Below are 20,536 nucleotides of genomic sequence, written 5' to 3' on the forward strand. Positions count from 1 at the left end.
AAAAAAAACGCCAGACACGAGTCTGGCGTTTTTGCTTGCGGCGCCCGCCGCGTACCCGCGCGGGCGGACGCAGCGGCCTTATTGTTCCAGGCTGATGTTGGCCGCGCGCACGATGTCGGCCCATTGCTTGCGATCGTTCTCCAGGAACTGGCCGAACTTCTCGGGCGTCATGCCGCTGACCGGCTCCGAACCCAGGCCGGCCATCTTCTCGATCACCGACGGCTGCTTGAGCACGTCCTGCAGCGCCGCGTAGTAGGCGGCCAGCACGTCCGCCGGCAGGCCCGCGGGCGCGAACACGCCCTGCCAGGTCGGCATGTCGAAGCCCTTCAGGCCCTGCTCGTCGAGCGTGGGCACGTTGGGCAATTGCGGCGAGCGCTTGAGCGAGGCCACGCCGATGGCCTTGACCTTGCCCTGCAACGCTAGCGGCGCGGCGGTGGAGATGTTGTCCATCGTCATCGCGATGTGGCCGCCCAGCAGGTCGGTGATGACGGGCGCCGCGCCGCGGTAGGCCGCGTGCGGCACCTTCACGCCGAGCTTGTACAGCATGGTCTCGGCGATCAGGTGGTTGGAGATGCCCACGCCGGCGGTGCCGTACGTGGCGGTCGGCGTCTTCTGGAAGTAGTCCTTCAGCTCGGCCAGGTTGTTGGCCGGCACGTCCTTGTTGACGATGACCACGTTGGGCTGCACCGCGGCCAGCGTGATGGGCGTGAAGTCGGTCGGCTTGTAGCTGGTGCCCTTGGCGTTGAGCACGTGGGTGATGGCCATGGAGCCGGCCGCGGCGATGCCGATGGTGTAGCCGTCGGGCTGCGATTGCGACAGGCGGTAGGCCATGATGTTGCCGCCCGCGCCCGCCAGGTTCTCGACCACGACCGTCTGGCCCAGGCGCTGCGACAGCGGCTCGGCCAGCAGGCGCGCGAGCGTGTCGGCGGAGCCGCCGGGCGCGAAACCGACCAGCAGGCGCACCGGCTTGGTCGGCTTCCAGGCGTCCGCCGCCATGGCCGGCGCGGCCGCCAGGGTGCTGACGACGAACAGTGCGCCCGCGGCGCGTTGCAAACTACGGCTGAACATGAAGTGGATCCCTTATTCCAATATTTGCGCAAGCATCTGCGCGACGACACGATTCGACAGCAGTACCGGGCGGCCCGATGCCTGCGCCACCGCCTGGCGCATGCGTTCGGCATAGCCCATGCAATGCATGACGATGAAATCGCAGTCGGCCAATTCGCGGCCGGCCTGCGTGAAATTGGCGGCCGCGCGCGCCGCGTCCGTTTCGTAGGGCGAGGCATGCACCACCGTTGCCGGGCATTCCAGCGGCACCGCCATGTGGAAGGCGTCGACCTGGGCTTCCAGCGGCACCACCAGCCCGACCTTGCGGCTGTGCTGCGACAGGCCCGCGACCAGGTGGTCCACCACCTGCTGCGGCTCGACCACCAGCGTGCGCATTGGCGCGATCGCGGTGCCGGTGCACAGCGGCACCAGCAAGTCGTAGCCGGCGGCGTCGGCCTCGCGCATCACCTGCGCCAGGCGGGCCTCGGCGGCGGCCGCGTCCAGTTCGATCTGGCTGCCGTCACGCATGCGCGTGGCGAAGCGGTATTCGCCCGGGCGCGGCGCCAGCGCGGCCAGCGCCGCGGCGTCCAGGCCGTCGAGCGCGCCGAATTCGTCGATGCGCACGTGCTCGCCCAGCAAGGGAGCCATTTCGGGCACCACGTCGCTGCGCGGCGACTGGCCGATGGTGAAGAACGCCACGCGGCGCGGCTTGGGCGCGCTCATTGCGCGCCCCCGGGTTCCTGGCCGGTGGTCTGCAGGTGCGCCATCGAGCCGTAGCGGGCCTGCAGCGCGCGCCATTCGGCATCGTCGAAGAAGGTCATGGCGCCTTGCCCGAACAGCTTGGCGATCTCGATGCAGAAGCGCATGGCGACGTCGGCGTCGACCGCGTTGGTCACGCCGGTGGCGCAGCCCGGCACGGCGGTCTGCGCGGTCAGCGCCACGCCCACCACCGGCGCGTCGGTGACGATGGCCGGCTGCATCAACGAATTGACGTGCCACAGGCCGTTCTCGTAGGGCGTGATGTCCTGCGTGGTCAAGGGCAGCGTCAAGGGCAGCTGGCCGCTGACCCAGCCCATCACGTCCAGCATGGTTTCGGGAATGCGCAGCAGGTAACCCTGCTTGGCCACGGGCGTGAGCGCCACGCCGCGCTGGTTCACCAGGCGGTTGCCGCGGGTGGTGTCGACCGACAGGATCGCGTCCATGCGCGGATCGACTTCGTGCGACATCATCTCGCGCATCGGGAACGGCGAGCGCATCATCGGCACCGGGTGGTGCGGACGGGTGCCGGCGCGCGGGCAGATGTGGGTGCGGATGCGCACGGTGCCGGGCAGCACGTCGCCCTGGCGCGCCATGGCCATCAGCTTGAGCGCGGTGGCCACGGCGACCACGGCGCCATCGCTGTCCGACACCAGGCCGGTGACGGCCGGACGCGCGCCGATGCCGCCCAGGCGGCCGACGATGCCCAGCTGCGGCGCGTTCGCGTCGGAACCGGGAATGACGATGGAGAGAAAGTCGGTGGACAGGCCGTCGCGCTCGAGCCGCGTGACCTCGACTTCGCAATGGCCTGCCTCGCGCAGGACCTGCGCCACCGCCTCGCCCGTGACGTGGGCCGAGGACAGCAGCTCGATGGTATCGATGACCTGTTTCATGCCGGGATCTCCACGGCGCCGGGCTGGAACACGCGCGGCTCGTTGCTGCCCAGGAACAGCGGCGCATCGTGCGGGCCGACCAGGCTGATGGCGGCGCCGCGCACGCGCAGCGCGGCGCCCTCGGGCAGGCCCAGCACCGGCATGGTCGGGTTCAGCGTGCAGAACTCGGCCAGGCGCTGCGCGCGGGTCTCGCCGCGGTGGCCGGGAGGATGGGCGTTGGTGTAGTGCGGATTGATCTGGAAGGACAGCAGGCCGAGCGCATCGAAGCCTTCGGGATCGGTGATCGGCATGTCGTTGGTGGTGCAGATGCTGGGGCACGCCAGGTTGGAGCCGGCGCTCCAGCCCAGGTAGGCGGCGCCTTCGCGCACGCGGCGCGCCACCACGCTCAGCAGGCCCTGGCGGCGCAGCTGGCCGAGCAGGTTGAAGGTGTTGCCGCCGCCGACGATGATGACGGCGGCCTTTTCCAGCGCGGCCACCGGATCGGCGGCGCGGTGCAGCGGCTGGATGTCCAGGCCGGTGTCGGCCAGCGCCGTCACCACCACCGCGGTGTAGTCATCCCAGTTGCGGGTGACGCCGGCGTACGGCACGAACACCGCCGGCGCGCCGGCCGGCAGCGTGGCGATCAGTTCGCGGATGTCGGGCAAGGCGTGCACCAGGTAGCCGGCGTCGCTGCTGGAATTGCTGAGGAGCAGAAGGTTCATGTGCAAGGTTCCGTGGATTCGTTGAGTCGGAGCGCCGCGCGGGCGCGGCCGGATAGTGGAAGTCGGTGAAGGAATCAGGAGAGGGGCCGGCGCGTCAGTCCAACCAGTAGGGATCGTTCAGTTCGCGCCCCAGTTCGGCGACCTGCTGCGTCAAGGCGTCGCGCAACGCGGCGACGCGGGCGGCGTCGACCTGGAACGAAACGAAGGACAGGCACAGGCCGCGCAATTCGCCGCTGGACGGATCGCGCACCGCCGCCGCCACGGCGCCGATGCCGGGCATCGCCTGGTCGATGGCGACGCCGTAATGGTCGGCGCGGGTCTGCGCCACGCGCTGCGCCAGCTCGCCGACGGTGGCCGGGCAATCCTTGCCTTCCATCGGCAACGACTGCGCGGGATCGGCGCCGTAGAGCGCGTCGAACTCGGCCTGGCTCAGGCGCGACAGCAGCGCCCGCCCCATGGCCGTGCCCGAGGCGGCGCGACGCGAGCCGGGCGGGGACAGCACCTGCACCGGGTGCGAACCGTTCAGGCGCTGCAGCACCACGGTTTCGCGCTGGTTCAGGGTGGACAGGTAGGCGGTCAGGCCGCTGTCCGCCGACAGGCGGGCCAGCACCTTGCGGCAGGCGTCATCCAGCGGCGTCGCGGCCAGGCCGGCGCGCACCGCCTGCGACAGCAGCTGGCCGGGACGGTAGCGGCGCGAGGCCGCGTCCTGGTCCAGCATGCCGTAGTGCTGCATCTGGTTGAGCAGGCGCGATGCCGTGCTCTTGGGCATGGACAAGCGCTGTGCCACGTCGGTAAAGCTGAGCTCCGCCGCGCCTTCCGCATAAAGCGCAAGCACGCGTTGGACGCCGTCGAGAATACTCATTGATGTTCCATAAAACGGAACTACTGTTCCTTAATAGGGAACAAGAATAATGCAGGCCCGGACGAACGGTCAATACGTGCTCAAGGGGCTGGCGGCGCGGCCAATGAAAAACCCGCCGGATCGCGGCGGGTCGCAGGAGGAAAAGCGGGCGCGGTCGCCCCGGCCGCGCTAGCGCGTGGCGGTCTGCGCCCACTGCGCCAGCGGCAGCGGCGGCTGCGCGTGCAGGATGCGGGCCAGCAGCAGCTTGAGCTCGGCCCAGCCGCCCCGCTCGCCCGGCCAGCTCGAGGGCGTCACGGGCCGCCAGCCACCATCGGCATCGCGCTCGGCCATCTTGAAGCGGAAGTTGTAGTGGCCGGCCATGCCCATGCGCAGGTCGGTCACCACCAGCGCATCGCCCATCGCGTCATAGCGCAGCCAATCGTCGGTGAACCAGCGCAGGCGCTCGTGCAGCGGCACGCCCGCCAGCGCCTGGCCCAGTTCCGGATGCAGCGGCTGGCGCAGCCATTCCGGCGGCTCGCGGTCGAACCAGCTGCTGACGGCCTCGTAGTAATGGCCATCGGGCGTCTTGGCGATGACGCGCCACAGCAGCGTGTTGAGCTGCATGGGCACGGCCCGCAGCTCGGTCACGGCGATGCCCTGCGCCTGCATCGCGTCGCGCACCCGGTGCTCGGCGGCGACGCGGCCGGCCAGGCCGAACCCCAGGTAGGCGGTGCTGAAGATCAGCGCCCCGGCCAGGAACCGCCGGGCGCCGCGCGTCATGCCCGCGATGATCGCGTAGACCGCCGCCAGCAGCAGCGGCACGGTATAGACCGGATCGATGATGAAGATCGCCGACCAGCTTTCCGGGATCGTCGCCAGCGGCCAGAACAACTGCGTGCCATAGACGGTGAAGGCATCCAGCACCGGATGCGTCACCAATACCAGCCATAGCGTCAGGAACAATCGCCTGCCACTGTAGGGCGTCTGCGGCCAGTATCTGCGTATCAGCCAGGTCAGCAGCAGCGCCAGGCCCGTCAGCACGAAGATCGAATGCGAGAAGCCGCGGTGGTAGGTCATCAGCGATACCGGGTCCGGGTAGCGCATCAGCACGTCCAGATCCGGCACCGTGGCCAGCGCCGCGCCGTAGATCAGCGCCCGCCGTCCCTGCACGCGCCCCAGCAGCGCTCCCTGTATGCCCGCGCCCAGCACGGCTTGTGTAACCGAATCCATAACACTCCGACGATTAGCTCCGATGGACCGGCATTTTCACCTGCCTTCCACAATGCAGGCGTTAAGATACCCGATTGCATTCAGCTAATTTTCAAGTTTCGTCTCATGGACCAATACATCGACAAGATCGGCGTGCTGATCGAAACCAACCAGGCCTGGGCCGGCCCCATCACCTTCCTGCTCACCCTGGGCGAATCGATGGTGCTGCTGGGCCTGTTCATCCCCGCGACGGCGCTGATGCTGCTGACCGGCGGCCTGATCGGCGCGGGCACGCTCGACCCGTGGAGCATCCTGGCCTGGGGCATCGCCGGCGCCATCGTCGGCGACGCCCTCTCGTACGCGCTGGGCCGCTGGGCCGGCCCCAGCGTGCTGCGCCGCTGGCCGCTCAAGCAGCAACGCACCGCCGTCGCCCGCGCCCGGCTGTTCTTCTACCGCTATGGCTTCGCCTCGGTGCTGATCGGCCGCTTCCTGGGCCCGATCCGTTCCACCATCCCGACGGTGGCGGGCGTCATGGGCATGGCCCACGGCCGCTTCCAGATGGCCAACGTGCTGTCGGCCGTGCTGTGGATGCCGCTGATGCTGGCGCCGGGCTACATCACCGCGCGCAGCCTCGGCGCGGCCCAGAACGCGCAGCAGATCGCCATGATGATCGGCGCGGGCTTCTCGGTGCTGCTAGGATGCGGGCTTCTGGTCGCGATGATGCGCAAACGCCGGCAGCCGGCGCGCATCCGTCGCGGCAACTAGCGGAGAACAGCATGGCCATCGACCTGGAGCCGAAGAACGGCGACTTCGCGCGCTACATCGAGAATCTGTCGCGCGCCGGCGGCGCCACGCCCGGACGAGTGCCGAGCAAGGCCGAGGCCAAGCGCCAGGCCGCCGCGCCGGTCGCCACGCCGGTGCCGCCGCCCGCGCCGAGCCAGGGCTCGCTGAATGACCTGACCTGGGGCAAGACCGCCCCGCCGCCGCTGCAATCGCGCCGCGCCGACAGCGTGCCGCCCGCCGTGGCTCCCGGCCAGACCGACGCCGAGGCGGTCTCGCTGGCCAAGCGCGCGCGCCAGCGCAAGCAGGGCATCTTCCTGACCATTGCCGGCGCGGTGGCCGGCTGGGCCGCGGTCAACGTCGCCTTCAAGGCGCTGCACGCGCCGCGCTTCGACCTGGACGACTTCATGCCGGCGGTATTCCTGGGCTTCTTCGCGCTGATGCTGTTCAAGGCCGCCAGCGGCGCCCGCGACCCGCGCAAGCGGCCGCTGGAAAAGCTGCCGCCGCTCAAGACCTCGTCGTACCGCAAGGACGCGTGAGCGGCCACGGCGGCGGCGGCAATGGTGCTAACATTTCCGCCGCTGTCGAACAGACCCCACGAATACCGGAGTAAAAGTGAATAACGTTGTCGGATTGAACCAGGCCCAGGCGGCCACGATGCTGAAGCTGCAAGGCGACTTGAACAGCATGATCAATCCGGACTGGATCAACGGCGGCGCCCGCTTCCTGCGCGCCGCCTTCGTCGAATCGGCAGAGGCCCTGGAGCACTACGGCTGGAAGTGGTGGAAGAAGCAGACCATCGACCTGCCGCAGGTGCAGATGGAGCTGGTCGACATCCTGCATTTCTACCTGTCGCACACCATCGTGCAGGCCAAGGGCGACGTCAACGCCGCCGCCGCCGCGCTGGTGGCCGACCTGGCCGGCCCCGCCTCGATCACGCTGGACGGCAAGAGCTACGCGCTGGCCAGCCTGGCCGTGCCCGAACTGCTGGAACTGATCGGCGGCCTGGCGGTGTGCGGCCGCGCCAGCTTCAAGCTGCTCGAGCAGAGCATGACCGCCTGCGAAATGAGCTGGAACGATGCCTACACCCAGTATGTCTCCAAGAACGTGCTGAACATCTTCCGCCAGCAGCACGGCTACAAGGAAGGCACCTACATCAAGATCTGGAACGGCGAGGAGGACAACGTGGTGCTGGCGCGCCTGCTGTCGCAGCACGACGCCGCCCGCGCCGACTTCGCGGACATCCTGCACCGCGAGCTGGAAGCGGCCTATTCGCGCCTGTAAGCGCCTCCCGTCCGCCCGAAAAAAACGCCGCGTCATGCGGCGTTTTTCATGGGACGGCGGTTCCGGCCGCTAGCGCTGGCCGAAGCGGGTCTCGCCGAACAGATCCTTCAGCTCGCGCGGCTGCGAGCGCCAGTACTGGCGCGGCGCGGCGACCTGGCCGCCCAATTGCGCGGCGGCGTGCCAGGGCCAGCGCGGATCGAACAGCATGCCGCGGGCCAGCGCCACCATGTCGGCCTGCCCTTGCGCCACGATGTCCTCGGCCTGCCGCGCCTCGGTGATCAGGCCCACGGTGATGGTGGGCAGGCCGACCGCGCGCTTGATCGCGTCGGCGAACGGCACCTGGTAGTTCGGCCCCACCGGAATCTTCTGCAGCGGCGACACCCCGCCGCTGGAGACGTCGATGAATTCACAGCCCAGTTCCTTGAGCCGCAGCGCGAACGCCTCGGTCTGCGCCGGGTCCCAGCCGCCCTCGACCCAATCCGTGGCCGAGACGCGTACGCCCAGCGCCACCGACGACGGCGTCACCTCGCGCACCGCGCGGAACACTTCCAGCGGAAAGCGCATGCGATTCTCCAGCGAACCGCCATACGCGTCGTCGCGCTGGTTGGCCAGCGGCGACAGGAACTGGTGCAGCAGGTAGCCGTGGGCCGCGTGCAGTTCGATGGCGTCGAAGCCCAGGCGGATGGCGCGGCGCGCGCTGTCGACGAAGGCGTCGCGCACCCGCGCCAAGCCGGCCGCGTCGAGTGCGCGCGGCGCCGGCTCGGTGGCGTTGTGCGGCAGCGCCGACGGCGCCCAGCCCTGCCAGCCACCCTGCTCCGGCGGCACCAGCTGGCCGCCGTCCCAGGGAGCATGGCTCGACGCCTTGCGGCCGGCGTGGCCCAGTTGAATACCCAGCTTGATCGGCGAATAACGACGCACCGCCTGCACCACGCGGCCCAGCGCCGCTTCGGTCTCGTCGGACCAGAGGCCCAGGTCGCCCGGCGAAATGCGGCCGTCGGCCTCGACCGCGGTCGCCTCGGTGAACAGCAGCGCCGCGCCCGACAGGGCCAGATGCCCCAGGTGGATCATGTGCCAATCGGTGGCGCGGCCCTCGTCGGCCGAGTATTCGCACATGGGCGCGATGACGATGCGGTTGGCCAGTTCGACGTTGCCGACTGACGTGGGACTGAAAAGATGGCTCATGCGTAAGGCTCCGGGCGATGGACGCGGATGCACAGCATAGCGCCCGCGTCCGTCCGCGCCGCCAATCCCGACGCCCGCGTGGGGGTTTAGGGCGGCGCCTCTTCTTATTGGCCTTCGATCACGCTGTCCAGGAACTGGCGGGTGCGCGCCTCCTTGGGCTCGCTGAACAGCGTCTGCGACTCGGCGTCCTCGACGATGTTGCCCTCGTCGAAGAACAGCGTGCGGTCCGAGCTGCGTTCGGCGAACTTCATCTGGTGGGTGACGATGATCATGGTCATGCTCTTGCGCGCCGACAGGTCGCGCAGGATCTGCAGGATGCCGCCCACCAGTTCCGGATCGAGCGCCGAGGTGACCTCGTCGAACAGCATGATCTCAGGGCACATCGCCAGCGCGCGGGCGATGCCGACGCGCTGCTTCTGGCCGCCCGACAGCTGCGCCGGATAGACGTCGAGCTTGTCGCCCAGCCCGACCATCTCCAGGTATTCCACCGCGCGCTCGCGGGCCTGGTCGCGCGGCAGGCCCAACACGTGCACCGGCGCCTCCATGGCGTTGCCCAGCGCGGTCATGTGCGGGAACAGGTTGAAGTGCTGGAACACCATGCCGATCTTGCCGCGCACCTTGCGCAGGTGCTCGGAATTGGGGCCGGCCGGGCGGCCCTGGGCGTCGGTCCACATCGGCTCGCCGTCGATCTCGATCTCGCCGCTGCTGGGCGGGTCGAGCGTCATCAGCACACGCAGCAGCGTCGACTTGCCCGAGCCGGACGGACCGATCACGGCCACGGTCTGGCCGGCCGGGATCTCCAGGTTGATGCCCTTGAGCACCTCCAGCTCGCCATAGCGCTTGTGCAGGTTCTTGATGGTGATGCTGGAACTCATCGCTTTCCTCCATATCGTTGCAGGCGGGCCTCCAGGCCGCGCACGCCCCAGGCCGCGACCAGGCTCAGCGCCAGGAACAGCACGCCGACCAGCGTCAGGGGCTCGGTGTAGCGGAAGGTGGTGGAGCCGATCATCTTGCTCTGTTGCAGCAGCTCGACCACCGTGATCGCCGACAGCAGCGGCGTGTCCTTGAACATGGCCACCAGGTAGTTGCCCAGCGCCGGCACCACCGGCGGGATCGCCTGCGGCAGCACCACGCCCACGGCCGTGCGCCACGGCGACATGTTCAGCGCCCGCGCCGCTTCCAGCTGGCCGCGCGGCACCGCCTCGATACCAGCGCGATAGACCTCGGCGCAGTAAGTGGCGTAGTGCAGGCCGAGCGCCACGATGCCGGTCGCCAGCGGCGACATCTGCACGCCGGTCAAGGGCAGCACGTAGAACAGGAAATACATCTGCACCAGCAGCGGCGTGCTGCGCACGAACTCGATCACGAACGCCGTGGGCAGCGACACCAGCGCCAGGCGCGAGCGCCGCAGCAACGCCAGCGCCAGGCCGAGCGTCACGGCCACCAGCATGCCCAGCACCGTGGCCTGGATGGTGATGACCAGCGCCGAGCCCAGCGTGGGCAGGATTTCCAGCGCGAAGGACCAGTCGAATATCGGTTTCATCGGACCCGGACCCTCCGTTCAAGCAGGCGCACGCCGGCGGTGATCAGCAGCGCCACCGCGAAATACAGCAGCAGCATGAGCGTGAAGATCTCGGTGGTGCGCAGGGTTTCGCTGCGCAGCAGTTGGCCGCGGAAGGTCAGGTCGGTGATGGTGATGAGCGACACCAGCGCGGTGTTCTTGAGCAGTTCGATCAGCAGGTTGCCGGCCGGCGGCAGCATGGCCGGGATGGCCTGCGGCACCACGATGCGGCGCATGATCTGGCCGCGCGTCAGGTTCAGGGCCACGCCGGCCTCGCGCTGGCCCGGCGGCACCGCGCGGATCGCGCCGCGCACCACCTCGGCGCCATAGGCGCCGGCATTGAGCGCCAGCACCACGATGCCCACCAGCATGGCCGGCAGTTGCACGCCGAACAGCGGCAGCACGAAATAGAACCAGAACAGCTGCACCAGCGCCGAGGTGCCGCGGAACACCTCGACATAGATCGACGCCAGCCAGCGCACCGGCCGCAGGGTCGACAGGCGCCCCACCCCGGCCGCCAGCGCCAGCGGCACCGCCAGCACCACCGCGCCCGCCATGATTTCCAGCGTCACCGCCAGGCCTTCCAGCAGCGGCGGCACCAGCTCGGCGATATGTTCGGATATGAGCTGCATCGGCGCCCCTTATTGGCCGGCGCAGAGCTTGGCGGCCGTGACGTCCTTGGGCAGTTCCTCGGGCGTGAAGCCGAACGGCGCCACCAGTTTCTTGTGCTCGTCGGTGCCGATGAACTTGGCCAGTTCGGCATTGAAGGCGTCGGCAAAAGCCTTGTCGTCGGTGCGGAAGGCATAGGCGCCGTAGCCGCGCACGCCCTTGCCGTCGATCACCGGATCGGTGAACGGCTCGGCCTTCTCCAGGCCGCTGCCGTCGTTGGTCTTGCCCATCAGGTCGTTGACCGTCAACGCGGTGGCCGCATAGGCGTCGGCGCGGCCGGCCTGCACGCCGGACAGCGCGCTGACCGCATCGGGGAACACCACCATCTGGCCGGCCGGCACTTTCACCTTGGACGCGTATTCGGCCTCGATGGCGCCCACCACCACGCCCAGCTTGGCGTCGGGGTTCTTCACCACGTCCTCGTAGCTGTGCAGGTTTTTCGGGTTGCCCTGCTTGACCAGGAACGCCTGGCCCACGCCATAGGTCGGGTTCGAGAACGCCACCTGGCCGCAGCGCTCGGGCGTGACGTACATGCCGGCCGCGATGATGTCGAAGCGCTTGGCCTGCAGGCCCGGAATCAGCGAGCCGAATTCGGTCAGCACGCCTTCGACCTCGTTGATGCCCATGCGCTTGAGCACCACCCGGGCGATTTCCACGGACTCGCCGGTGACCTTGGCCTCCTTGCTGTCCATGAACGCGAACGGCGCCTCATTGGCGTAGCCGATGCGGATCTTGCCCGCGGCCTTGGCGGCCGCCAGCGTGTCGCCGCCGGCGGCGGGCGCGCTGGCCCCCTGCGCGGGCTTGTCCGAGCCGGAGTCGGAGCAGGCGGCCAGCAGGCCCAGGCTCAGGGCCAGCAGGACGCGGCGGGTACGTTGGACGATCATGGTCTATTTCTCCCGAATTTATTTCTAGGTACATGGCTTCGCTAAAAATGATACGACATTAAATCATTTCACCTCTAATGATATGGACAAAAAAAGCAGGCCGAAGCCTGCTTTTCCCGCGCCCTGCCCTATGACGGGTGAGCACTCGTTACGAACCGTAGGGGACTATGTCGTCCCTATTTTTTCTCTGCCGCGTCCGCGTACGAGAACTTGCCATTGCGTACCACGCCCATCACGCGGGCGCGCTCGTCGAAACCCTGGTGGTTGTCCTTGGAGATGTTGAGCACGCCGTTGGGCACGATCAGGTCGCGGGTGTTCTCCAGCGCGTCGCGCAGCGCGGCGCGGAATTCCGGGGTGCCGGGCTTGGCGCCGGTCTTGAGGGCGCGCGCCACGGCGGAATCCAGCAGCATCCAGGCGCCATAGGCGTCGCCGGCGAACTGGGTCAGGGTGTTGGCGCCGTACTGGCGTTCGTACTTGTCGGCGAATTCCACCGCGACCTTCTTGACCGGGTTCGAATCCGGCAGCTCGCGCGCCACCACGCCGGGCCCCGTGGGGAACAGCGTGCCTTCGACATCCCGGCCGCCGACCTGCAGGAACTCCAGCGTGCCGATGCCGTGGGTCTGGTAGATGGTGCCGGTGTAGCCGCGCTCGAGCAGCGTCTTCTGCGGCAGCGCCGACGGCGTGCCGGCGCCGGCCACCAGCACCGCGTCGGGCTTGGCGGCGATCACCTTGAGCACCTGGCCCACCACCGACGCGTCGGTGCGCTGGAAGCGTTCCTGCGCCACGATCTTGATGTCGTTGCCGGCGGCCGCGGAGAACTCCTTCCACCAGCTGTCGCCGTACGAATCGGCAAAGCCGATGAAGGCCACGTTCTTGAAGCCCTTCTTCTTCATGTCCTCGACCAGCACGGTCGCCATCAGCGAATCGTTCTGCGGCATCTTGAAGGCCCAGGCGCGCTTGGGATCGGACAGCGGCTCGACGATCACGCTGGACGCCGCCAGCGCGATCATCGGCGTGCGGGTCTCGGCCAGCACGTCCAGCCCGGCCAGGGCGGCGGCGGTGGTATTGGGGCCAACGATGGCGTCGACCTTGTCTTCCGAGGTCAGCTTGCGCAGGTTCTTGACCGCGCGGCTGACGTCCGTGCCGTCGTCCAGCACCACGTAGCGCGCCGGCTCGCCGCCCAGCGTGGCGGGCCACAGGCGGATGGCGTTGTTGGTCTGGATGCCGATCGCCGCGGCCGGGCCGGTGGTGGAGACATCCACCCCGATCACGATCTCGGCATGGGCGGACAGGGCGGGAACGGCCAGCGCGACAGCGCAGGCGTAGCGGACGAAGAGGCGGGACATGACGACAGCTCGCAGGAAGAAAAAAAACAGCGGATGGCGTTATTTTGCCTGACCGCTGCTGGCCTCGTAGACCAGCGCGGCCAGCGTCAGGTCTTCCAGCGCGCTGCCGACCGCCTTGAACACCGTCACTTCATCGGCGCGGGTGCGGCCCGGCGCCTGGCCGCGAACCAGGTCGGTGAGGTTGCCGCGGATCTCGTCGCGGGCCAGCACGCCGGCCTCGAACGCGGCCAGCAGGTCGCCGGCCTTGGTGGGCGCCTCGTCGGTATCCACATAGACCGTGGTGCCGTCGAAGCAGGCCGTGTCGGTCTCGATCATGTCGGGCTTGAAGCTGCCGATCAGGTCCAGGTGGGCGCCCGGGCGCAGCCAGTCGCCGCGCACCAGCGGCACGGTCGACAGCGTCGCGCAGCTGACGATGTCGGCCTCGCGCACGGCCTTTTCCAGGTCCAGGGTGCTGCTGGCGTCGAAGCCCTGCTCGCGCAACGCGGCCGCCAGCGCCTCGGCGCCGGCTGGACGCACATTCCAGACCCACACCTTGTCGATCGGCCGCACCGTGCGCATGGCCTGCGCCACCAGCCCGGCGATGCGGCCCGAGCCCACGATGACCAGCACCCGGGCATCCTCGCGCGCCAGGTAGGACGCGCCCAGCGCCGCCGCGCCGGCGGTGCGGAACACCGTCACCTGGTCGCCGTCCACCTGCGCCAGCGGCACGCCGGTGCGGGCGCTGTACAGGTTGTAGGTGGCGTGCAGGCCGGGCAGCGACTGGCGCGTGTTCTCGGGAAAGATGTTGATGACCTTGACGCCGAAATAACCCTGTTCGTTCCAGGCCGGCATGATCAGCGTGGTGCCGTGCGCGCCGCCCGACTCGATGGCATGGACGTGGCGCGTGGGCACGTGGGCGCCCTGGCGGAAGGCCTCGCGCAATGCCGGAATCGCCGCGTCGAACGACAATGCGCGGCGGGTTTGTTCGGTGTCGATCACTACCATCTGTATCCAATGCCTGTTCGGGTTGAGCCAGGGGCGAAGTGTGACGGCGCGGCGCGGCGCTGGCAAGCCGCGGGATCGGCCGGTTACATCGGCTTGCCGATACGCGCGGCGGCCACTCGCCGGCTGGCCGCCCGCCCCGTATGATGGACCGTGCCCCTTCCGGCAACGCGCGCCCCGCCCCCGCCGGCGGCTCGCGCGCTCTCCCCCATCGGACGTGTCCGCAGCGGGCGCGTCCCCTACACAGGAGTCACGCATGAAGAAAACCGCAACCGCCGCCTGGTCGGGCGATCTGAAGACGGGCAAGGGTACGATTTCCACGCAGAGCGGCGCGCTCAAGAACCAGCCCTACGGCTTCAACACGCGCTTCGGCGACACTCCGGGCACCAATCCCGAGGAGCTGCTGGGCGCCGCGCACGCCGGCTGCTTCACCATGGCGCTGTCCAACATCCTGAGCGAAGCCGGCCTGGCGCCGCAGAAGCTGGACACGCAGGCCGAGGTCACGCTGGACAAGGTCGAGGGCGGCTTCGCCATCACCGCGGTGCACCTGACCGTGGAAGCCGTGATCCCGGGCGCCAGCGCCGAAGCCTTCGACGAGGCCGCGCGCAAGGCCGAAAAAGGCTGCCCCGTCTCCAAGGTGCTGAACGCCAAGATCACCATGGACGCCAAGCTCAAGTCGTGACCGGCCGCGGCAGGCCCGGCTGACGGGCGGCGCCATTGGCCCGCCCTATCCGGGGCTTGCTGAAAATCAATTTGACGGTCATGCCAGAGATATGGAAAATGAGAACCATTCTCAGGAACTAACATGACCCGATTCATCTACGCGATTTCAGGCGGCAAGGCGGCGTACCCCCAGGACGCTCAGGTCACGGCCAACCTGCGCCGGGTGGTCGGTTCCGGCATCCTGGTGGCGGTGGGCTACATCGATCCGGGCAACTGGGCCACCGACATCGCCGGCGGCAGCGGCTTCGGCTACGGCCTGCTGCTGGTCGTGATCGCCTCGGCCCTCCTGGCGCTGGGTTTCCAGGTGCTGGTGTCGCGCCTGGCGCTGGCCACCGGCGAAGACCTGGCCACCCTCACCGCCCGCTACCTGTCGCCGCGCACCGCCAAGACGGCCTGGCTGGCCGGCGAGGCCGCCATCCTGGCCACCGCGCTGGCCGAGCTCATCGGTGGCGCCATCGCGCTGCGCCTGCTGTTCAACCTGCCGCTGCTGGGCGGCGTGGCCGTCACCGGCGTCGGCACCTTCGCCGTGCTGGCCCTGACACGCGGCAACGCCGACCGCCACGAGCGCGTCATCGCGGTGCTGCTGTCGGTGGTGGCCGCGTCCTTCGTGTTCCTGCTGTTCAAGGCCAACCCCGCCTGGACCGACGTGGCCCACGGCATGACGCAGACCGGCCACGCGTTGCGCGACCCGCAAGGCTTCCTGATCGCGCTGGGCATCCTGGGCGCGACGCTGATGCCGCACAACCTCTACCTGCATTCCGGTTCGCTGGCGCAGCGCGCCCGCGTGCTGCCGGCCGATGCCCGCGACCTGGCCATGCGCGTGGCGCGCAACGACACCGTGGTGTCGCTGGGCGTGGCCATGCTGATCAACTCGGCCATCATGATCGTCGCCGCCGCCTCGCTGTCCGGCTCCGGCCTCATCGTCTCCAGCCTGGACGACGCCCACGCCGTGATCGGCCAGACCCTCGGCATCGGCGCCGCCATCGTGTTCGCGGTGGCGCTGTACGCGGCCGGGCAAAGCTCCACCATCACCGGCGTGCTGGCCGGCCGCATCCTGTCGCGGGGCTTCCAGATCAACAGCGGCTGGTCCGACCGCCGCCGCGCGCTGGTCACGCGGCTGATCGCCGGCGCCATCGCCGCCGGCCTGCTGGCCTTCACCGGCGGCCAGGACCCCGACCAGCTGCTGGTGCTGAGCCAGGTCATCCTGAGCCTGGCCCTGCCCTTCGCGCTGGGCCCACTGGTGTGGCTGGCCTGCCGCAAGCCCCTGATGGGCCGCCACGTGCTGCGCGGCGCCTGGGCCTGGGCCGCGGTCATCGCCACGGTCGGCATCATCCTGCTGGACGGCTATCTGCTGGTCGACATGGTGGTGTAAGCCTCACCAGCCCGCGTCAAGCGGGGCCGGGCCCGGCAGCGACGGGAAGTGCGGCAGCACTTCCTCGGCCAGTTCCTGGATGATCTCGGCCGCCGGCCGCTCCGAGAACTGGATCCCGAGGGCAACGTGGTTGACACCCGCCGCCTGCCAATCCCGCAGCAGATCGATCAAGCCGTTCCTGCCGGTGCGCAGCACGAAACCGCCTTGCAGCGGCGTGCGCGGATGATCGGGATCGTCGACCAGATCCAGCCACTCATTGGTCATGTGCGGCCGAAAGCCCCCATCCGGAATGCCCTCGCGCCAGAGCCGGATCTTTTCCGCGAGCCGCGCCGGGCCGCGCTTGTCATGCGATGGCCCCGGATAGCTCAGCCAGCCATCCGCGTGTTCGCTGACCCAGGCCGGCGACTGGCCGGAGCCGCCCGTCACGATCAGCGGAATCGTCCCGGCCGCGGGCTTGGGCAGCAGCAGCGTGCCGCTCAACGTGCGGCCCAGCGGCGACTCGATGACGCCGCCCCCGCTGGCCAGCAGGCGCCGGAAATACGCGACCGCGTCGCGGAAGCGTTCGGCCCGCGCCTCATGCGCCAGGCCATAGGCGGGAAACTCCGAGGGCCGGTCGCCCGACGCGATGCCCATCACCAGCCGGCCTCCCGACAATTGGTCGATGGTGCTGGCGGCCTTGGCCAGGTCGATCGGATGGCGCAACGAGAAGATCGCGCTGCCCGTGGCCAACGCGATCGAACGCGTCCTGGCCGCCAGGAAGGACAAGTAGGTGAAGGGGTCGAACACCTGCCCGGCGTCGCCGAAACCCAGGTCCATCAGCGGCACGTCGCGTACCCAGACGGCGGCGAAACCCAGGCGGTCGATCTCAGTGACCAACGCCGACTGCCCCGCCAGCACCTGCATGTCGCCGCTGTAGAAGCGCAGCGGCAGGAACATGCCGAGCGTGAGCTGGCCGGGCGCGAACATGCGGCGATAACCCGGATGCGCGGCGAAGGCCGGCGCGGAAGCGCCGGTCGGGACGGACGACGTATTGATGGCTTCAAGCATTTGCGTTTCCATGATTGAGCGGGATTCAGGCGCCGACGGCCGGCGCCGGCAAGGCGATGCCGCGCTGCACGGCGGGACGGGCCGCGACGCGGTCATGCCACGCGCTCAAGTGCGTGTGGGCGCTGAAATCGAAATCGACGATGCGAGCGATATGGGTCCAGCCGAAATGCGCGATGTCGGCAATCGAATAGTCCTCGCCCGCCACGTACGGATGGCGCGCCAGTTGCGCGTCAAGCACGCCGAACGCGGCGTCGCACAGGCCGCGGTAGCGCTCGACGGCCAGCGGCTGCGCGGTGGCCGAGAAAAGCTCGAAATGCACGCGTTGGCCCAGGATGGGACCGACGCTGGCGGCATGGAACATCAGCCACTGGATTGCCTGCCAGCGCGCCCGCGGTTCGTCCGGCAGCAGGCGGCGCGTGGTGTCCGCCAGATACAGCAGGATCGCCGCCGACTCGAACAAGGTAGTGCCGGTGGCAGGGTCCACCAGCACCGGAATGCGTCCATGCGGATTGAGCCGCAGGAATTCCGGCCGGCGGTGTTCTCCCGCGTCGATGCGCACGTGCTTGAGGGCATAAGGCAGCCCCAGTTCTTCCAGCGCGATGGTGATCTTGAAACCATTGGGCGAACTGTCGGTGTACAGCTCGATCATGGTTGTTCTCCGACACGGGTCATTCGCCGCAGGCGGGTTGCAGACGTCATCAAGGCAGTCCTTTAAATTTAGAATTACTATCGGTAAAAATGCATGCCGACATCGTCATGATGGCTTCCAAACCGTACAATCAGAAGCGATGATTTCTGCCTTCATTATTTAGAAAAACTAAACTCAATGTCATCCTCGATTCCGCTCCAGGCCCTCCGCACGTTCGTGGAAGTCGGCCAGCGTGGCAGCATCAAGGCCGCCGCCCAGGCGCTGCACGTCACCCCGGGCGCGGTCAGCCAGCAGATCCGTCTGCTGGAGGACCGCGTCGGCATGGCCCTGTTCACGCGCGAACGTCAGGGCCTGCGCCTGACGCCGGCCGGCGCCAGGCTGCATCCTTCGCTGCTGCAGGCCTTCGCGCAGATCGACCAGGCCATGGCCGCGCTGGCGGCCACCCTGGACCCGCCCACGCTGACGATCAGCACCGTCGCCACCTTCGCCGCCTCATGGCTGGTGCCGCGGCTGGGCGCCTTCAAGCAATTGCATCCGGGAATCGAGATCCGCGTGGAAGCGACTTCGGCGCTGACGGACCTGCGGCGCGAACGGGTCGACATCGCGCTGCGCCACGGCCTGGGCGACTACCCGGGCCTGGAAAGCGTGCGTCTGATGGCGCCGGTGCTGGTGCCCGTGGCCAGCCCGCGACTGGTCGCGCCCGGCGCCATCCGCGAACCGGCCGACTGCCTGGACCACCCGCTGCTGCATGACTCGGATCGGGCCGACTGGCCCCTGTGGCTGGCGGCCTGCGGCGTGGCGGCGGATGCGCGCGCCGAGCGCGGCAACGCCTTCGACGATGACTTCCTGTTGATCCGCGCGGCGGAGTCGGGCCAGGGGTTGGCGCTGGTGCCGCAGCAGTATGCGCAGCAAGAGATCGCCGCGGGACGGCTGGCGCAGGTGCTGGACAAGCCATGGCCGGCCCGCTTCGCCTATTACGCGGTCACGCTGCCGGGCGCGGCACAGCGGCCGGCGGTCCGGGCCTTCCTGGACTGGATCATCGAGGCCGCGGCGGACACCGCCTGAACGTCGCCGGCGGCCAGGGCCCCGACCCGCCGCGGGTGCCGAGCCAGGTGCTGGTCGGCTATCTGCCGGTCGACATGGCAGGGTAAGCCTCGGCCTGCGCGGCCGGCTCGTCCGGCCAGCCCGCGCCCAGGGATTTGTAGAGCGCGATCACCCCGCGCATTTCCTCCCACTGGCTCAGGGCCAGCGCGTCGCGCGCCTGGTTGACCGTGCGTTGCGCCACCAGGACCGGCAGGTAGGCGCTCAGCCCGCGCGCGTAGAGCCGGGTCGACTGGTCCAGTGCCTTGCCGCTGTCGGCAACGGCCTCTTTCAGCGAGGCCTGCCGCTGGCGCTCGCTGCTCAACGCCGTCAGGGCGTCTTCGACCTCGCGCAGCGCCACCCGCACGTCGCGCTCGTAGGCCAGACGCGCTGCGTCGGCGTTCGCTTGCGCCGCCGTCACGCCGGCGCGGGCCCGGCCGCCATCGTAAAGGCGCTGGCTGGCCTGCGCCCCGACCGCCCAGGCCAGGCTGGCGCGGGAGAACAGGCTGTGAATGAGATTGGCCGTGGTGCCGATGCCCAAGGGGATGCGGAACGCGGGCAGGCGTTCGGCTTCCGCCACGCCGATGCGGGCGGTCGCGGCCGCCAGGCGCCGCTCGTCCGCCCGCAGATCGGGACGCTGGCGCAGCACCTCGGACGGCAGTGACAACGGCAGGCGGACCGGCGCGGGCAGGACAGCCCCAGGCTCGGCCAGGGCCGCGTGCCAATCGCCGGGAAAGCCTCCCGCCAGGACGCCAATGGCGTGGCTGAATCGGGCAATGTCGGCCTGCAGCAAGGGCGGCTGCGCCTCGGCCGTCTCGCGTTCGGCGCGTGCCTGCATCACCTCCGCCTGGCTGCCCAGCCCCCCGCGCCGGGCCTGTTCCGCCAGTCGTTCCGCCTCGCGCAAGGTGCGCAGGTTGTCATGGGCGATGGCCAGGCGCATCTGCGTGGCGCGCAACCCCGCGTAATGGGACACCAGCTCGGCGACCAGGCTCACCCGCAACGCCCGGTGGTCATCGGCCAGCGCCTGGATATCCGCATCGGCCGCTTCGACCGCCCTGCGCGTGCCGCCAAACAGATCCAGCTCCCAGCTCGCATCGAAGCCGACCTGCCAGGTGCGCGACTCCCCTCCGGGCGGTGGACCGAGCGCCTTGCTGCTACGCCGGGCCTCGCCCGCCGCGCCCACCCCAAGCGTCGGCAAGGACGCGGACGCGATCTGGATGCGTTCGGCGCGCGCCTGCCGCAGGCGCGCCAGCGCGATATCGAGGTCCTGGTTACGGTCCAGCGCCTGGTCGACCAGGCGGTCGAGCATGGGATCGTCGAACGCGCGCCACCAGGCGCGCAGCCCCTCCTGATCACGCGAGCTGCGGGCGCCCCCGGCCTCGACCCAATTGGCAGGCACCTCGACGGTGGGCGGGTGATAGTCGGGACCAACGGTGGTGCAGCCGGACGCCGCCATCACCAGCGAGGCCATCAGGGCCGCGCGGCGCAGGCCGGATCGCGGACGATTCGATTCTTGCGGCATCGTCGCCCC

22 protein-coding genes are annotated in these 20,536 nt (G+C 69.1%); 6 read left to right on the forward strand and 16 right to left on the reverse strand.

Annotation, left to right across the window (positions count from 1 at the left end):
• Window positions 1-78: 78 nt before the first annotated feature.
• The 6 genes from AC1HFW_RS12785 to AC1HFW_RS12810 form a co-directional block, all read right to left on the reverse strand.
• Complete coding sequence (locus AC1HFW_RS12785) at window positions 79-1,068, reverse strand: Bug family tripartite tricarboxylate transporter substrate binding protein (RefSeq protein ID WP_054430035.1); 990 nt, start codon at window positions 1,066-1,068, stop codon at window positions 79-81.
• A gap of 12 nt (window positions 1,069-1,080) precedes the next feature.
• A complete protein-coding gene (locus AC1HFW_RS12790) occupies window positions 1,081-1,770 on the reverse strand; it encodes an AroM family protein (protein ID WP_006395985.1) in 690 nt (229 codons plus the stop codon).
• Complete coding sequence (locus AC1HFW_RS12795; RefSeq protein ID WP_006395986.1) at window positions 1,767-2,696, reverse strand: DUF1177 domain-containing protein; 930 nt, start codon at window positions 2,694-2,696, stop codon at window positions 1,767-1,769. Before AC1HFW_RS12795 ends, AC1HFW_RS12790 begins: the two co-directional genes overlap by 4 nt.
• Entirely contained in the window at window positions 2,693-3,397 is a 705-nt protein-coding gene (gene pepE / locus AC1HFW_RS12800; protein WP_061074171.1) for a dipeptidase PepE, read from the reverse strand. Before pepE ends, AC1HFW_RS12795 begins: the two co-directional genes overlap by 4 nt.
• A gap of 94 nt (window positions 3,398-3,491) precedes the next feature.
• Window positions 3,492-4,259 carry an IclR family transcriptional regulator gene (locus tag AC1HFW_RS12805; protein WP_006395988.1) on the reverse strand — a complete coding sequence of 256 codons (768 nt, stop codon included), beginning with the start codon at window positions 4,257-4,259 and terminating at the stop codon, window positions 3,492-3,494.
• A 168-nt stretch (window positions 4,260-4,427) separates the two neighbouring features.
• Entirely contained in the window at window positions 4,428-5,468 is a 1,041-nt protein-coding gene (locus tag AC1HFW_RS12810) for a metal-dependent hydrolase (RefSeq protein WP_479283696.1), read from the reverse strand.
• A 105-nt stretch (window positions 5,469-5,573) separates the two neighbouring features.
• Here AC1HFW_RS12810 and AC1HFW_RS12815 point away from each other — a divergent pair, with 105 nt between their 5' ends.
• The 3 genes from AC1HFW_RS12815 to AC1HFW_RS12825 all read left to right on the forward strand — a co-directional run bounded on the left by AC1HFW_RS12815 (window position 5,574) and on the right by AC1HFW_RS12825 (window position 7,511).
• The gene (locus AC1HFW_RS12815) at window positions 5,574-6,212 is read left to right on the forward strand and encodes a DedA family protein (RefSeq protein ID WP_054430045.1); all 639 of its coding nucleotides are present in this window, start codon (window positions 5,574-5,576) and stop codon (window positions 6,210-6,212) included.
• An 11-nt stretch (window positions 6,213-6,223) separates the two neighbouring features.
• The gene (locus tag AC1HFW_RS12820) at window positions 6,224-6,766 is read left to right on the forward strand and encodes a hypothetical protein (protein WP_479283698.1); all 543 of its coding nucleotides are present in this window, start codon (window positions 6,224-6,226) and stop codon (window positions 6,764-6,766) included.
• A gap of 94 nt (window positions 6,767-6,860) precedes the next feature.
• Window positions 6,861-7,511 carry a dUTPase gene (locus AC1HFW_RS12825; protein ID WP_006395992.1) on the forward strand — a complete coding sequence of 217 codons (651 nt, stop codon included), beginning with the start codon at window positions 6,861-6,863 and terminating at the stop codon, window positions 7,509-7,511.
• A 69-nt stretch (window positions 7,512-7,580) separates the two neighbouring features.
• On the opposite strand, the gene AC1HFW_RS12830 is transcribed toward AC1HFW_RS12825, so the two are convergent.
• The 7 genes from AC1HFW_RS12830 to lhpI form a co-directional block, all read right to left on the reverse strand.
• Window positions 7,581-8,693: an NADH:flavin oxidoreductase/NADH oxidase gene (locus AC1HFW_RS12830; protein WP_241069582.1), complete on the reverse strand. Its 1,113-nt coding sequence runs from the start codon at window positions 8,691-8,693 to the stop codon at window positions 7,581-7,583.
• A gap of 104 nt (window positions 8,694-8,797) precedes the next feature.
• Window positions 8,798-9,568, reverse strand: a complete 771-nt coding sequence (ehuA, locus tag AC1HFW_RS12835) for an ectoine/hydroxyectoine ABC transporter ATP-binding protein EhuA (protein ID WP_238891508.1) — start codon at window positions 9,566-9,568, stop codon at window positions 8,798-8,800.
• On the reverse strand, window positions 9,565-10,236 hold the full coding sequence (ehuD, locus tag AC1HFW_RS12840; protein ID WP_006395995.1) for an ectoine/hydroxyectoine ABC transporter permease subunit EhuD: 672 nt from the start codon (window positions 10,234-10,236) through the stop codon (window positions 9,565-9,567). The genes ehuA and ehuD overlap by 4 nt, the downstream gene beginning before the upstream one ends.
• Window positions 10,233-10,886 carry an ectoine/hydroxyectoine ABC transporter permease subunit EhuC gene (ehuC, locus tag AC1HFW_RS12845; protein ID WP_059271454.1) on the reverse strand — a complete coding sequence of 218 codons (654 nt, stop codon included), beginning with the start codon at window positions 10,884-10,886 and terminating at the stop codon, window positions 10,233-10,235. Before ehuC ends, ehuD begins: the two co-directional genes overlap by 4 nt.
• A 9-nt stretch (window positions 10,887-10,895) precedes the next feature.
• Window positions 10,896-11,807, reverse strand: coding sequence for an ectoine/hydroxyectoine ABC transporter substrate-binding protein EhuB (gene ehuB / locus AC1HFW_RS12850; protein WP_061074165.1), 912 nt, complete (start codon window positions 11,805-11,807; stop codon window positions 10,896-10,898).
• Between the two features lie 176 nt (window positions 11,808-11,983).
• On the reverse strand, window positions 11,984-13,153 hold the full coding sequence (locus AC1HFW_RS12855; RefSeq protein WP_479283700.1) for an ABC transporter substrate-binding protein: 1,170 nt from the start codon (window positions 13,151-13,153) through the stop codon (window positions 11,984-11,986).
• A 39-nt stretch (window positions 13,154-13,192) separates the two neighbouring features.
• Window positions 13,193-14,137 carry a bifunctional Delta(1)-pyrroline-2-carboxylate/Delta(1)-piperideine-2-carboxylate reductase gene (lhpI, locus tag AC1HFW_RS12860; protein ID WP_479283702.1) on the reverse strand — a complete coding sequence of 315 codons (945 nt, stop codon included), beginning with the start codon at window positions 14,135-14,137 and terminating at the stop codon, window positions 13,193-13,195.
• A 253-nt stretch (window positions 14,138-14,390) separates the two neighbouring features.
• On the opposite strand from lhpI, the gene AC1HFW_RS12865 reads away from it, so the two are divergent.
• Window positions 14,391-14,816, forward strand: coding sequence for an OsmC family protein (locus tag AC1HFW_RS12865; protein WP_006395999.1), 426 nt, complete (start codon window positions 14,391-14,393; stop codon window positions 14,814-14,816).
• A 123-nt stretch (window positions 14,817-14,939) separates the two neighbouring features.
• Window positions 14,940-16,229 (forward strand): Nramp family divalent metal transporter, encoded by a 1,290-nt coding sequence (locus AC1HFW_RS12870; protein ID WP_479283704.1) that lies wholly within the window; start codon window positions 14,940-14,942, stop codon window positions 16,227-16,229.
• 3 nt (window positions 16,230-16,232) lie between these two features.
• Here the strand turns inward: AC1HFW_RS12870 and AC1HFW_RS12875 are convergent, their stop codons facing one another.
• Window positions 16,233-17,276 carry an LLM class oxidoreductase gene (locus AC1HFW_RS12875; RefSeq protein WP_006396001.1) on the reverse strand — a complete coding sequence of 348 codons (1,044 nt, stop codon included), beginning with the start codon at window positions 17,274-17,276 and terminating at the stop codon, window positions 16,233-16,235.
• A gap of 25 nt (window positions 17,277-17,301) precedes the next feature.
• Complete coding sequence (locus AC1HFW_RS12880; RefSeq protein ID WP_006396002.1) at window positions 17,302-17,925, reverse strand: glutathione S-transferase family protein; 624 nt, start codon at window positions 17,923-17,925, stop codon at window positions 17,302-17,304.
• A gap of 177 nt (window positions 17,926-18,102) precedes the next feature.
• Here AC1HFW_RS12880 and AC1HFW_RS12885 point away from each other — a divergent pair, with 177 nt between their 5' ends.
• Window positions 18,103-18,990 (forward strand): LysR substrate-binding domain-containing protein, encoded by an 888-nt coding sequence (locus AC1HFW_RS12885; RefSeq protein ID WP_061074161.1) that lies wholly within the window; start codon window positions 18,103-18,105, stop codon window positions 18,988-18,990.
• 58 nt (window positions 18,991-19,048) lie between these two features.
• Here the strand turns inward: AC1HFW_RS12885 and AC1HFW_RS12890 are convergent, their stop codons facing one another.
• A complete protein-coding gene (locus AC1HFW_RS12890) occupies window positions 19,049-20,527 on the reverse strand; it encodes an efflux transporter outer membrane subunit (RefSeq protein WP_479283706.1) in 1,479 nt (492 codons plus the stop codon).
• Window positions 20,528-20,536 lie beyond the last annotated feature (9 nt).

The organism is Achromobacter sp. ISS7, from assembly GCF_056523125.1.